The sequence below is a fragment of the Belliella marina genome (assembly GCF_042682445.1).
In the GTDB taxonomy this organism is placed as follows: domain Bacteria; phylum Bacteroidota; class Bacteroidia; order Cytophagales; family Cyclobacteriaceae; genus Belliella; species Belliella marina.
Map to the genome: position 1 here is coordinate 36,585 of NZ_JBHUHR010000051.1, position 13,326 is coordinate 49,910.

At 41.7% G+C, this 13,326-nt stretch carries 11 protein-coding genes; all 11 read left to right on the forward strand.

What is annotated here, in order from left to right:
- The first annotated feature begins 8 nt into the window (after positions 1-8).
- The 11 genes from ACFSKL_RS22750 (at position 9) to ruvA (ending at position 13,277) form a co-directional block, all read left to right on the forward strand.
- Positions 9-1,526: a polysaccharide biosynthesis C-terminal domain-containing protein gene (locus ACFSKL_RS22750; protein ID WP_376889668.1), complete on the forward strand. Its 1,518-nt coding sequence runs from the start codon at positions 9-11 to the stop codon at positions 1,524-1,526.
- A gap of 165 nt (positions 1,527-1,691) precedes the next feature.
- Positions 1,692-2,126 (forward strand): dUTP diphosphatase, encoded by a 435-nt coding sequence (gene dut / locus ACFSKL_RS22755; protein WP_376889671.1) that lies wholly within the window; start codon positions 1,692-1,694, stop codon positions 2,124-2,126.
- Positions 2,127-2,322: 196 nt separating this feature from the next.
- The gene (locus ACFSKL_RS22760) at positions 2,323-4,053 is read left to right on the forward strand and encodes a tetratricopeptide repeat protein (protein WP_376889673.1); all 1,731 of its coding nucleotides are present in this window, start codon (positions 2,323-2,325) and stop codon (positions 4,051-4,053) included.
- Positions 4,046-4,783: a lipoprotein insertase outer membrane protein LolB1 gene (gene lolB1 / locus ACFSKL_RS22765; protein ID WP_376889674.1), complete on the forward strand. Its 738-nt coding sequence runs from the start codon at positions 4,046-4,048 to the stop codon at positions 4,781-4,783. Before ACFSKL_RS22760 ends, lolB1 begins: the two co-directional genes overlap by 8 nt.
- Positions 4,784-4,786: 3 nt before the next feature.
- Positions 4,787-6,031, forward strand: a complete 1,245-nt coding sequence (locus ACFSKL_RS22770; RefSeq protein WP_376889676.1) for a murein hydrolase activator EnvC family protein — start codon at positions 4,787-4,789, stop codon at positions 6,029-6,031.
- Between the two features lie 114 nt (positions 6,032-6,145).
- A complete protein-coding gene (gene tatA / locus ACFSKL_RS22775; RefSeq protein ID WP_376889678.1) occupies positions 6,146-6,352 on the forward strand; it encodes a twin-arginine translocase TatA/TatE family subunit in 207 nt (68 codons plus the stop codon).
- Between the two features lie 12 nt (positions 6,353-6,364).
- Positions 6,365-7,795 (forward strand): Asp-tRNA(Asn)/Glu-tRNA(Gln) amidotransferase subunit GatA, encoded by a 1,431-nt coding sequence (gene gatA / locus ACFSKL_RS22780; RefSeq protein ID WP_376889680.1) that lies wholly within the window; start codon positions 6,365-6,367, stop codon positions 7,793-7,795.
- A gap of 13 nt (positions 7,796-7,808) precedes the next feature.
- Entirely contained in the window at positions 7,809-9,206 is a 1,398-nt protein-coding gene (locus ACFSKL_RS22785) for a transglycosylase SLT domain-containing protein (protein ID WP_376889682.1), read from the forward strand.
- A 74-nt stretch (positions 9,207-9,280) separates the two neighbouring features.
- On the forward strand, positions 9,281-10,387 hold the full coding sequence (locus tag ACFSKL_RS22790) for a DUF4837 family protein (protein WP_376889683.1): 1,107 nt from the start codon (positions 9,281-9,283) through the stop codon (positions 10,385-10,387).
- 22 nt (positions 10,388-10,409) lie between these two features.
- Entirely contained in the window at positions 10,410-12,674 is a 2,265-nt protein-coding gene (locus ACFSKL_RS22795; RefSeq protein ID WP_376889685.1) for an NADP-dependent malic enzyme, read from the forward strand.
- A gap of 3 nt (positions 12,675-12,677) precedes the next feature.
- Entirely contained in the window at positions 12,678-13,277 is a 600-nt protein-coding gene (gene ruvA / locus ACFSKL_RS22800; protein WP_376889686.1) for a Holliday junction branch migration protein RuvA, read from the forward strand.
- The last annotated feature ends 49 nt before the right edge of the window (positions 13,278-13,326 follow it).

The window sequence follows — 13,326 nt, forward strand, 5'->3', positions numbered from 1 at the left end:
TTTGAAGGATGAGCCAACTGAAAAAACTTGCCGGACAGACGGCTATCTATGGAATCAGTAGCATTCTTGGGAGGACAATCAATTTTTTCCTTTTGCCACTATACATTGTGTATTTGGACAAAGATGCAATGGGATCATTCACCAACATCTATGCTTTCATTGCATTTTTCAACGTGGTTTTCACTTATGGAATGGAAACTACATTTTTCAGATTCTATACCGGCAAAGGGCTGGATCAGAAAAAAGTATATTCACAGATTCAATCTCTTTTGCTTGTCAGTTCGCTGGTTTTGGGGTCGCTGATTTATTTCAGTTCTGAGCAATTGAGTATATGGTTGAACTATCCAGGCAAAGCGTACCTATTCAAATGGGTAGCAGCAATTTTACTCATAGATGCCATTTTGGCAATCCCATATGCGAAACTGCGAGTTGAAAACAAACCTCTCAAATTTGCCCTTTCAAAACTCGGCAACATCCTAATAAATGTTGGCCTCAATATTCTTTTGATTGCCGTCAGTTACCATATTTGGAAAGGCGACTATCTGGTAGGGCTCCAAAGTTCTGTCGGTGCATTATACCAACCTACTTGGGGAATCGAATACATTTTGATTTCCAACTTGATTGCCAATGCCTTGATGATCCCGATATTATTCTATTTCAGCGGTTTTTTCACCTTCAAGATTGAAAGGAAATTTATCAAACCGATGTGGAAATATGCCATCCCGCTTTTCTTTATGGGCTTGGCCGGGGTTACCAATGAAGTATTTTCCAGATCGATTTTTGAATTTGTCATTCCCGAAGACTTTTACCCAGGGTTGACGCCAAGGGAAGCCGGCGGTATTTTCGGAGCCAATTTCAAACTTGCCATCTTCATGAGTTTGATTATCCAAGCATTTAAATTTGCCGCAGAACCTTTCTTCTTCAATCAGTCAGAAGACAAAAACAGCCCGCAATTATTCTCAAGAGTAATGCATGCATTTATTATTTTCTGCTGCCTACTCATGATAATTGTCTCTGTCAACTTAGATCTCTTAGGGAAAATAATATTGGTCGAAAATGAATATATGGAAGTAATGTACATAGTACCTGTCCTCCTCTTGGGCTATTTGTTTTTGGGGATATATTTCAACCTCAGCATTTGGTTCAAACTCACCGATCAGACCAAATACAGTTTTTACTTTACTTTGATCGGAGCAATCGTGACAATTATCGTCATATTGGTTCTGGTTCCCAAAATCGGCTATATGGGGGCGGCACTGAGCACCATTTCCTGTTATTTTGTAATGTCTGCCCTTTGCTATATCTATGGTCAGAGATATTTCCCAATACCTTACAAGCTGGAGAAAGGCCTGTCATACATCTTACTGGCGGCATGCCTCAGCTATGCTGGCTTCTTTTTGGAGACTGACAACCAGATTTTTCAATTTATACTCAAAAATCTGATGGCCATTCCTTTTGTTGTTCTAATTTTGCTTTTTGAAAGAAAAGAAATCAAAACGGTTTTACTCAAAAGAAATTCAAAATAAACCCATGATATCATGCCTGCCTGAGGCAGACAGGCATGATGAGTACGTCACGCAATGGGATGCCACCGATATCGGGGAGCTAATTCGAGATCCCGAGACCAGCCTGCCTGCTGACAAAGGAAGGTTCGGCAAGCTATGAGACCTCTAAAAACAAAATATAAACACATGAAAGTAAAAGTCATCAACAAATCCAAGCATGCACTTCCCGAATACCAAACCACACAATCTGCCGGTTTGGATCTTAGGGCAAATATTGAAGAAGATATCATCATTGGCCCATTGGAGAGGAGACTTATTGGTACAGGCTTGTTCATGGAGTTACCTGAAGGGTATGAAGCCCAGATTAGACCAAGGTCTGGATTGGCTTACAAATATGGATTGACAGTGCTAAATAGCCCCGGGACGATTGATGCCGATTACCGTGGTGAAATCAAAGTCCTTCTTGTCAACTTATCCAAAGAAGCATTTACAATCTCTGATGGGGAAAGAATAGCCCAAATGGTGGTAGCCAAGCACGAGCAAATCTCCTGGGAAGACGCTGACAACCTTAACGACACCGAAAGGGGAAGCGGTGGCTACGGAAGCACCGGAAAATCTTAATACTTACCTGCATATTTTGCACCAAAACGACTTAATTACCGTTAATGGGAATGATAGATTGTTGGAGTGGATAAAAGGCACTATGTTTGCACCATTACAGCTTTCTAATCACCTCCAATACATATTGGATACCAATACCTTGCGGACGGGTTGGCCACATTGACTGACTTTCCCATGCAACATTAATTCAAACAAAGTGAAATTAAACAAACTGATATTTCTTTTCTCCCTACTTGGCATTGTCTTTACCCACCAGGTCAATGCGCAGCAAAAACTTTCCAAAAAAGAAAGAAAACAGGTAATCGAAGACACCAAAGCTACGAGACTTTTTATAGAAGGACAGAAATTCCTAATGCTTGAAGATTACGATAAATCCTATTTCTATTTTCAAAAAGCAAGGGAAATCGCCCCAGATGAAGCTGCAATCAATTTCAAGATAGCGGAGATACTCCTGAAGGCAAACAAAGTCGATGATGCCCTAGACTACGGCATGCAAGCTGTGGAATCAGATCCGGAAAACAAGTATTACAACCTGATGATGGCGGAAGTCTATTCCAAGAAGAATGAGCCACTCAAAGCGGCAGATATTTTGGAAAGCCTGATGGAAAATTCGGATGAAAACCAAAACTACATCCTAGAATTGGCTTCCCTGTACTTAGGTGCCAATGAAAACGACAAAGCCTTGGACGCGCTTGACCGTGCTGAAGAATATTATGGGGTTGTAGAACAACTGGTGGTTCAGAAACAAAGGATCTATCTAAGAAAAAATAATCTGGAGAAAGCACTCCAAGAAGGTGAAAAACTGATTGCGGCACATCCGGGCAATTCCCAATATGTCCTGGCATTGGTAGAGATCCTGTTCAACAATGGACGTACCCACGAAGCCATTGCCACAATTGAAAAATCCCTTGAGGCATATCCCAACCAGCCTGATCTTCAAATGGGTGCATATGCCCTTTACAAAGACCTTGGAGACAAAGAGACCGCAGAAGCTCTGATCCTTTCCGCTTTTGACAATCCGGATTTGGATGGGATGGTCAAGGCTCAGTCATTCTCTGAAATACTCCAAGAAATAAAAACCGAAAAAAGAGAGCTGCTTTTGGATAGCTTGGAAGCTTTTATGCTGGAGCATAACCCAACTGATTCCAACGTACTCACAGTGATCGGAGACAGAAGGCTGTTTAACGACAACAAGGAAGAAGCGCTTTCTTTCTACAAAAAATCCGCCACGATCAATCCCGACAATCCACAGGTATTGCAGGGAGTCATCACTATTATGTTTGAGACAGGAGGGGATTTTGGGGAAATAGAAAAGTACACAATCATCGCAGTAGATGAATTCCCCGAAAGGGCAGAGTTTTGGTACTTTGATGGGACTGCGAAATCAGCATTGAAGAAATGGAAGGAAGCGGAAGAATCCCTGAAAAAATCATCCGATGCCAACAAAGGGAAAAACAAGCAACTTGAACTTCTCGTCCATGGCCAGCTGGGAGATGTATACCATAGCCTTGACAAAAAGGATGAGGCATACGAAGCATACGAGAAGGTCTTGAAAGAGCGTCCCAATGACGAACATGTATTGAACAATTATGCATACTACCTCTCGCTTGCGAAAAAAGACCTTGACAAGGCAAGATCCATGTCAGAAAAGTTGGTAAAGACATTCCCAAACAACCCAACCTACCTAGATACCCACGCATGGGTACTTTTCCAATTGGAAGATTATCAGAATGCAAAAACCTATATGGAAAAAGCCCTGAAATATGATGAATCTCCAAGTGGGGTTATGTTGGAACATTACGGTGATATCCTATATCATCTTGGAAACAAAAATGAAGCCCTAAGCTTTTGGAAAAAAGCAGAAGGTGGAGAAGAAACATCTGAATTGCTCATAAAAAAAATCAAGGATAAGAAATACTATGAATAGGGTTCTTTTAGGAAGTTTTGCACTTCTCATATTTATAGCTACAGGCTGCGCAAAAAAGCCCAATCTTTATGTTTCTGACGAGGTCATGCAAGAGTTCGAACCGGCATACTTTGACTTCAATTACCTCAATGCCAAGGCGAGGATCGTCATAGAAGACCAAAATGGAAAAACCACTAGAGGAACCTTGAACATCAGGGCAAAGAAAGATAGTGTCATCTGGTTCAGTGTTACGCCAGGATTGGGTATAGAAGCTCTCAGGGGAATCATCACCACTGACAAAATCCGTGTCAAAGACCGAATTAATGGACAGGATGTAAATCTGGGCTATGAAGAATTTGAAGATCGGTTTGGCCTGAAACTTTCATTGCCCTTATTCCAAAATTTAATTTATGCCAATATACCGCAAGAATTCAGTTATCGGGATAGGCTGTTGAGAATAGGAAAATACTTTGAGTTGACACAAACAAGGGATAAAATAAGGTATCACTCAAGAGTAGGCACTACCCATGGCAAAGTGGAAGAACTCACTGTCACCTCCATGGATGACAAGGGTGCATTGCTAGCCAACTACCCTAGTTTCAAAGACATCAACAACCAGCCATTTCCCAACGCCGCACTTTTGAAAATCTCATTCAACATTGATGGGGAAACACAAAATTCAATTATCCATATCGATATATCGACGATCAGCGTTACAGATACACCGATCAGTTTTCCCTTTCAGTTTTAATTGATGAAAAAAGCGTTTTACATATTTTTCTTTATAATAGGAACTTGTCCATTTCTCGACCAATCGGCTACTGCGCAGACTGCAAAATCAAGGGTACAACTGGAACGGGAAAAAGAAGCAGTTCAGCAAAAACTGTTGGAATTTGACAAAATCCTAAAAAAAACAGCTGAGTCCAAAAAAGTAACGCTGGGACAGCTTAGTGTGGTCAACAAGCAACTGGAGACGAGGGTCACTTACATCAGGACCCTGAGTCAGGAAGTCAGTCTGATCAACAAAGAAATCTCTGAGACTGAGAAAAAGATCAAATCCCTGGAAAATGATCTGGAAAACCTCAAAGAAGAGTATGCGCAGATGGTGTACACATCCTCCAAACTCAACCAAGGGTTGACGATGACCACTTTTGTGTTTAGCTCAAGCACGTTCAAGCAGTTTTATATGAGATTGAAATATCTCAAACAATATACCGATGCCCGAAAAAAGCAAGTGGAGCAAATAGAATCGGTCACAAAAGAATTGGCTCAACAAAGAGTACGTCTTGAAGACAAAAAAGTAGAGAAACAGCAAGTAATCAACCAGGAAGAGCAGCAACGAAAACAACTTGCCCAGGCAAAGAACGAACAACAGGGTATCGTCAGCACATTGACCAAACAGGAAGTCGAGTTGAGAAAAAAGATCGTAGAGGCAAAAAAACAACAAGAAAAACTCAACAACCTGATCAAAAGGGCGATTGAAGATGAGATCAGGAAAGCGGAAGCTGAAGCAAAAAAATCAAATTCGAAAGCGACAAAATCATCAGGAAGCAGCATTCCAATGACACCTGAGGCGACAGCATTGTCCAATTCATTTGCAGGCAACAAAGGGAAACTCCCATGGCCCGTAGAGACTGGATTTGTATCCAAGAAGTATGGTACCCACCCCCACCCTACCCTAAAGGGAATCGTGGAGGACAATGACGGCGTAGACATCCAAACTTCTCCCAATTCCAATGTTAGATCAGTCTTTGACGGGGAAGTGATCAAAATAGGCACCATACCTGGATATGGAGGGACCATCGTCATCAAGCATGGTGAGTACTATACCATGTATAGCAAACTGAAAGTGATATCAGTCAAAACAGGCGAAAAAGTAAAAGCCAAACAAATCGTAGGACAGGTCTACACCAACAAAGATGGAGTCGCCGAAGTACATTTTGAAACTTGGAAAGGACTGCAACCTATGAACCCTGCGGGTTGGCTCGCAGGTCAATAGACATTAATTATTCGTATATTTATAAAAAAAGAAGAATAACAGCACACTATTCCTTTGTGTTAGTGTGCTACTGTTATATCTTTGTATCAAATTCAAAATCTAAATAATAAGATCATGACAGCATTAGGTTTTATCGGAGGAATGAGTCCAGGATCTATGATTCTAATCATCCTGGTAATCGTATTGTTCTTCGGGGCCAAAAGAATTCCTGAATTGGCGAGAGGATTGGGAAGAGGGATCAGAGAGTTCAAGGACGCTACAAAAGAGATCCAAAGTGACCTGGAAGACGGGTTGAAGGATGACAAAAAGAAAAAAGACTAAAAAAATCAAACATTGGAAAAATTCCTTTCATTTGACGAAATAAAAAAGTCGCTGGAAAACAAGCAAACTGATTGCAAGGCGATAGTTGATTATTATCTCAAAAACATCCAAACGAAGGCGCACTTAAACGCCTTCGTTGAAGTTTATACGGATTCTGCCAAAGAACAGGCTGCCAAGGTAGACGAAAAGATCAATTCTGGCAATGCCGGAAAATTGGCAGGAATGGTCATTGGCATCAAAGATGTCCTTTGCTACAAAGGCCATGAATCAAATGCCTCCAGCAAAATCCTGGAAGGTTTCGAATCACAGTTTACCTCCACTGCCGTACAACGGCTCATAGATCAAGATGCCATCATTATCGGCAGATTGAACTGCGATGAGTTCGGAATGGGGAGTTCAAACGAAAACTCAGTACATGGAAAAGTACTCAATGCAGCTGACGAAAGCCGTGTTCCCGGAGGCTCTTCGGGTGGTTCTGCTGTGGCGGTTCAAGCAAATCTCTGTACAGTCTCCCTAGGTACTGACACCGGTGGATCTGTAAGACAGCCTGCAGCTTTCACTGGGATCGTAGGCATCAAACCTACCTATTCCAGGGTATCCAGATGGGGTCTTATCGCCTATGCATCATCTTTTGACACCATTGGGGTATTCTCAAGAAATGTCCCCGACAATGCATTGGTGATGGAAATCATGGCAGGATCAGATGATTTTGACAGCACCGTTTCCAAAAAGCCTGTCCCTCATTACAGCGAGCTGCTACACTTTGACAAAAGGGTAAAAATAGCCTATCTCAAAGAATCCATCGAATCCCCTGCATTACAGGCAGAGATCAAACAAAACACCCTATCGGTGTTGGATAGATTGAAGAATGAAGGACATCAGGTCGAGGAAGTCAATTTCCCTCTTTTGAAATACATCCTTCCTACTTACTACATCCTGACTACTGCTGAAGCAAGCTCTAACCTTTCTAGGTTTGATGGGGTGAAATACGGCTACAGAACTCCAAATGCCCACAATTTGGAAAGTATGTACAAACTGACCCGTACAGAAGGTTTTGGTGAAGAAGTCAAAAGAAGAATTATGCTGGGCACCTTCGTACTTAGTGCCAGCTACTACGATGCATACTTTACCAAGGCCCAAAAAGTCCGAAGACTGATAAAAGAGTTCACTGAGGATTTATTGAATAAATATGATTATATTATTATGCCAACTACGCCATCTACAGCGTTTAAGTTTGGAGAACATAGTAATGATCCAGTTGCGATGTACCTTGAAGACTTGTTTACTGTTCAGGCATCAGTATCGGGAGTACCTGCATTATCTATCCCAAACGGTGTAGATAAAAACGGTCTTCCGATAGGATTGCAGATAATGGCCAATTCATTCAAGGAAGCTGAACTATATGCATTCGCAAACTATTTGTCGACTTCCAACAACAATTAATCAATATCTGACCATGAAAAATCCAATTTCCTCCATTTCCCTTGCTTTGATGCTGGTTTTGTCTGGTAGTTCTTTTCTTCATGGTCAGGAACTTTTTCATTTGGGAATGGAAGAAGAAACCATCTCCCCGACTTATAGTTTTGATTATATCCCCGACTTCACATTCGGCCAGGTAGCCCAAAGAGTCAAGAAAATGGATACGGAGATGCCGTTTGAATTGAATGACAGGATTTTTTCCTTCATCAATTATTTTGCGGTAAGAAACAGGGACTATGCCAGGATGGTCTTGGAAAGACAAGCCACCTACTTCCCGCTTTTCGAACAGACACTGGCACACCATGACATGCCAGATGACGTGAAATATTTGGCTATCATCGAGTCTGGATTGAACCCCCGGGCAAAATCCCGAGTAGGTGCCATGGGACTTTGGCAGTTTATGCCTGCCACAGGAAGAATGTACAACCTGCAAGCCAATAAGGATATTGACGACAGGATGGATCCAGAGCTTGCGACTGATGCCGCAGCCAAATACCTCAAATCCCTCCACAAAATGTTCGGGAATTGGGAATTGGCTTTGGCGGCATACAACTGTGGCCCCGGAAACGTCAGAAAGGCAATCAGAAAGTCCGGAGGCAAGCAAACCTTCTGGGAGGTGTATGATTACTTGCCTAGAGAGACCAGGAGCTATGTCCCCCAGTTCCAGGCAATGATGTACCTCCTGAGATACGCCGAGGATCACAACTTGTTTTTGGAAGAGCCAACTTATCCAGTAGCCTACAAAAAAATCCAATTCAACCAGGAAATAGACTTGGACCAACTCGCTCAGATATCTGGTTTGTGCATAGATGATTTGGAACATCTCAACCCTTCTATCCTCAATAGGATGGTACCTTCCTCGCATAAGCACATAGCCTTAAAAGTACCTGCATCAAAAGCTGAATACATTACCCAAAACCAACAAGAATTCAAAAATGCAGTTACATTGACTGAAGAAAGAATCCTTGCTTTGAGGGCACCAAAAAACTTAGATAACACATCGCCCAAAGATACAGGGAACCCAGGTGCACTTGTCACTTACAGAGTAAAGTCAGGTGATGTATTGGGAAGTATCGCACAAAGGCACGGCACCACTGTTACCAATATCAAAAACTGGAACAACCTAAGTTCAAACACCATCAAAGTGGGCCAATCATTGAAAATATACTCAAACAACGCATCTTCAACCAATACCTTGGCTGATAATTCAGCTGTAATCAACCAAAATGGATCAAAACTTTATACCGTACAACCGGGAGATTCATTGTGGTTGATAACCAAGAAACTCAATGGGGTGACAATAGACCAGATCAAGAAATTGAACAACCTCAACTCCAACCAGATCAAGCCTGGGCAAAAATTAATCATAGGTTAAACTAATTTAATAGTAATTTATTTTTCTTTGGTCAACTAATTGTTAAATTAGCCTTAAACAATAACTACAAAACTATGAAATCATTCAAAAAGCTATTTTCGATAGTTTTCATCCTTCTTTCCGTAGTGGCTTTTTGGTCATGTGATGAAAGTGAAGAGAACGCAAATTCAAAAAAACCAAAGGCAAGGGGCGCAATCGGGGAGATAATCCTTGCAATTGATTCTACCAAATGGCAGGGGCCGGTTGGCGATGCACTGAAAGCTGTATTTCTCGAAGATGTAAAAGGGCTCATCAGGGATGAACCTATGTTTTCGATAAGAAGAGTCGATCCACGTGCCATGAATAGGATCCTTAAAATGGCCAACAACATCATTTATGTGACCACTTTTGACGACAGAAGGGCAGGAAGCCAAAACATCAATGCATTGTTCAGCAAAGAATCAAAAGAAAAAGCCCAATCAGACCCTTCATTATACCTTTTGAGAAATGAAGATGAATTTGCAATAGGCCAAGAACTCATTTATTTGTTTGGGAACAATGAAGAAGAATTGATTCAGAATCTTACCCTCAACAAAAACAAACTACAAAATCTATTTCAGGTAAGGGAAAGAAAGAGGCTGGAAAAAAGCCTGATGAACAGAAAAAGTGCTTTGGCCCGGAATGCAGGGGAAAAATTGGGACTCACAGTCCATGTGCCTGCGTCATATCAAGTTGCCAAAAGCGAAGATGACTTTTTGTGGTTGAGACAGCCTACCCCAAGGCCAGACCGTGCCGATATCAGTCTATTCTTCTATGAGACAGATTACAAATCCGAAGAACAGGTTTTTCCAGAAAACATCATCAAACTTAGGGATCAAATAGCCCAGAAGCACCTTTATGGAGATCCCAATAACAGGGAGTCCTTTTTGGTAATCGAAAAAGTAGACCCTACCCCCCAATTCAGCAATTTCAATATTGATGGCAATTATGCTGTGGAAATCAGGGGAGGCTGGAAAACCAATAATATTTCAATGGGAGGCTCTTTCCTTGCCTACGTCATTGTGGATACAGAAAAAGGAAAACTTTATTACATGGAAGGTTTTGTGTATTTCCCGAATCAAGGACATAGAGAATCGATAAGAGAAATAGAAACCCTTTTGCTAGCTACTGAAATCCAACCGAAAGCTGGTGAGATGAGCTAATCAACTTAAATAATTAACCCTTATGGCGATTAAAATCCGAAAAGAAGACGCTTTAAATTATCACACACAGGGAAAGCCTGGGAAAATCGAGGTCATTCCGACCAAACCGTTATCAAGTCAGTTAGATCTTGCCTTGGCCTACTCTCCAGGAGTAGCCGAGCCCTGCAATGAAATCGCAGCGGACAAAGAAAATGTATATAAATACACTGCCAAAGGCAACTTGGTAGCTGTCATCTCCAATGGGACCGCAGTACTAGGACTTGGTGATATAGGCCCTGAAGCTTCCAAGCCAGTGATGGAAGGAAAAGGTGTACTTTTCAAAAAATTTGCAGGTATCGATGTTTTCGATATTGAGATTGACGAAAAAGACCCTAAGAAGCTTATTCAGATCATCAAATCGCTAGAGCCAACTTTTGGTGGCATCAACTTGGAAGACATCAAAGCCCCAGAGTGCTTTGAAATAGAAACCACACTTAAAAAAGAGATGAAAATCCCTGTCATGCATGATGATCAGCATGGCACGGCGATTATTTCAGGTGCGGCACTTTTGAATGCCTTGGAAGTGGTCGGCAAAAAAATAGAGGATATCAAATTGGTCGTCAATGGTGCTGGTGCCTCGGCTGTTTCCTGTACCAGATTCTATATGAGTCTGGGTGTTCGACGAGAAAACATCGTCATGTGTGACAAGGAAGGTGCCATCCGAATAGACAGGCCAGAATTGGATTCTATCAAACAGGAATTTGCTACAGCAAGGGACATCCGTACACTTACAGAATCACTTTCTGGAGCGGATGTATTCTTGGGACTTTCTGCCGGAAACATTGTCTCGGGAGACCAGATCAAGGTAATGGCTCCAAATCCGATCGTCTTTGCATTGGCCAACCCCAATCCTGAAATCCCATACGATGTGGCAATGGCTGCACGTGAAGATTTGATCATGGCGACAGGCCGTTCCGATTATCCCAACCAAGTGAACAATGTCTTGGGCTTTCCTTATATTTTCAGGGGAGCTTTGGATGTGAGGGCTACTTCGATCAATGAAGCAATGAAACTGGCAGCAGCCAAAGCCATAGCCAAGCTCGCCAAAGAACCAGTACCTGAAATAGTCAACAAAGCCTATGGTGACAATAAATTGGCTTTTGGCCCCACCTACTTGATCCCAAAACCATTTGATCCAAGACTGATCACCACTATTGCTCCGGCGGTAGCGCAAGCTGCAATGGAATCAGGCGTAGCCAAGACCATGATCACTGATTGGGAAGCCTACGAATTGGAACTACAGGAAAGGATTGGCATCGATCAGAGACTGATGTCCAGAGTTATATCCAGAGCCAAAAAAGACCCAAAACGTGTTGTATTTGCTGAAGCTGACAACATTAAGATACTGAAAGCTGCCCAAATGCTCCGTGATGAAAAGATCGCAATCCCAATATTGTTGGGAAATGAAGACAAGATCATGGAGATGATTGAAGAAAACAAACTTGACCTCAATGGTGTGACAATCATTGATACCTACAAGGACGCCGAGAAGCTTCAGGCATACGGGGATGTCTTATTCAAAAAACGTCAAAGAAAAGGCATCACAGCCAAAGAAGCTGTACGGTTGATGCGTGACCGAAACTATTTTGGAGCAATGATGGTAGAGCTGGGAGAGGCAGATGCTTTGATATCCGGTTTGACAAAAGATTATCCAAAGACCATCCTTCCTTCCCTCCATGTAATCGGTGTAAAACCGGGGACGGATAGAGTTGCGGGAATGTATATTATGAATACCGACAAAGGTCCCTATTTCTTTGCTGACACAACCGTAAACCTAAACCCTACGGCTGATGAATTGGTGGAAATAATCGGTCTAACAGCCAATGGCGTCAAATTCTTTGATATAGAGCCAAGGGTTGCAGTACTTTCCTATTCAAACTTTGGATCTGCCAAAGGGGAAACTGCCTTGAAAACTGCCAAGGCAACTTCACTGGCAAAGGCAAAATATCCAGACTTGGTCATAGAAGGTGAAATGCAAGCCAATGTGGCCTTGAATGAAGAGATCCAAAAGGAAAACTATCCATTCAGTGCATTGATTGGCAAAAAAGCAAACACATTGATCTTCCCAGACTTGAGCTCTGGAAACATTGCCTACAAATTGCTGTCAGAGATTGGGAATGCAGAAGCAATTGGGCCAGTTCTTTTGGGAATGAATAAACCAGTTCATATATTACAGCTTGGTAGCTCTATCAGGGAAATAGTCAACATGGTGGCGATCGCCGTGGTAGATGCGCAAACAAAAAGCTAATATATGATTGCATATCTAAAAGGCAAACTGGTCTTCAAAGACCCAACTTTTGTAATTATTGATATTTCAGGCGTAGGTTATCATGTAAAGATTTCCCTACAGACCTATTCCAAAATAAAAGATGAGGAGCAAGTTATGCTCCTCACTTTTTTGCACATCAAAGAAGATGCCCATACACTCTATGGCTTCAAAGAAGAGGCTGAGAAAAAACTTTTCCTGAACCTGATTTCCATCAGTGGCGTAGGGCCAAATACGGGATTGATGATTTTATCATCACTCAGTTCGGAAGAGCTAGAGACGGCAATCATCCAAGAAGACTTCAAAACCATACAAAATGTCAAGGGCGTTGGGGTCAAAACAGCGCAAAGAATAGTGCTAGAACTGAAGGATAAAGTCAAAAAAGACTCAATTCTTGATATTTCTACTCTTTCTCCCGGATTTTTACATCAAAACAATAAAGTCAAAGAAGAAGCGTTACAGGCACTGGTGACCCTCGGGTTTCCCAAAGCAACTGCGGAAAAAAATATTGCAGCAATATTGAAAAAAACAGGAACAGATATTTCATTAGAAGAATTAATTAAGGCATCTTTAAAGTCAACTTAATCTATTAATCAATAAATAAATTGAACTTTTGCTATAGCTATTTTTTACA

Coding starts and splice junctions, on each gene's coding strand:
- ACFSKL_RS22750 (WP_376889668.1), top strand. CDS start 9: ATGAGCCAACTGAAAAAACTTGCCGGACAGACGGCTATCTATGGAATC.
- dut (WP_376889671.1), top strand. CDS start 1,692: ATGAAAGTAAAAGTCATCAACAAATCCAAGCATGCACTTCCCGAATAC.
- lolB1 (WP_376889674.1), top strand. CDS start 4,046: ATGAATAGGGTTCTTTTAGGAAGTTTTGCACTTCTCATATTTATAGCT.
- ACFSKL_RS22770 (WP_376889676.1), top strand. CDS start 4,787: ATGAAAAAAGCGTTTTACATATTTTTCTTTATAATAGGAACTTGTCCA.
- tatA (WP_376889678.1), top strand. CDS start 6,146: ATGACAGCATTAGGTTTTATCGGAGGAATGAGTCCAGGATCTATGATT.
- ACFSKL_RS22785 (WP_376889682.1), top strand. CDS start 7,809: ATGAAAAATCCAATTTCCTCCATTTCCCTTGCTTTGATGCTGGTTTTG.
- ACFSKL_RS22790 (WP_376889683.1), top strand. CDS start 9,281: ATGAAATCATTCAAAAAGCTATTTTCGATAGTTTTCATCCTTCTTTCC.
- ACFSKL_RS22795 (WP_376889685.1), top strand. CDS start 10,410: ATGGCGATTAAAATCCGAAAAGAAGACGCTTTAAATTATCACACACAG.
- ruvA (WP_376889686.1), top strand. CDS start 12,678: ATGATTGCATATCTAAAAGGCAAACTGGTCTTCAAAGACCCAACTTTT.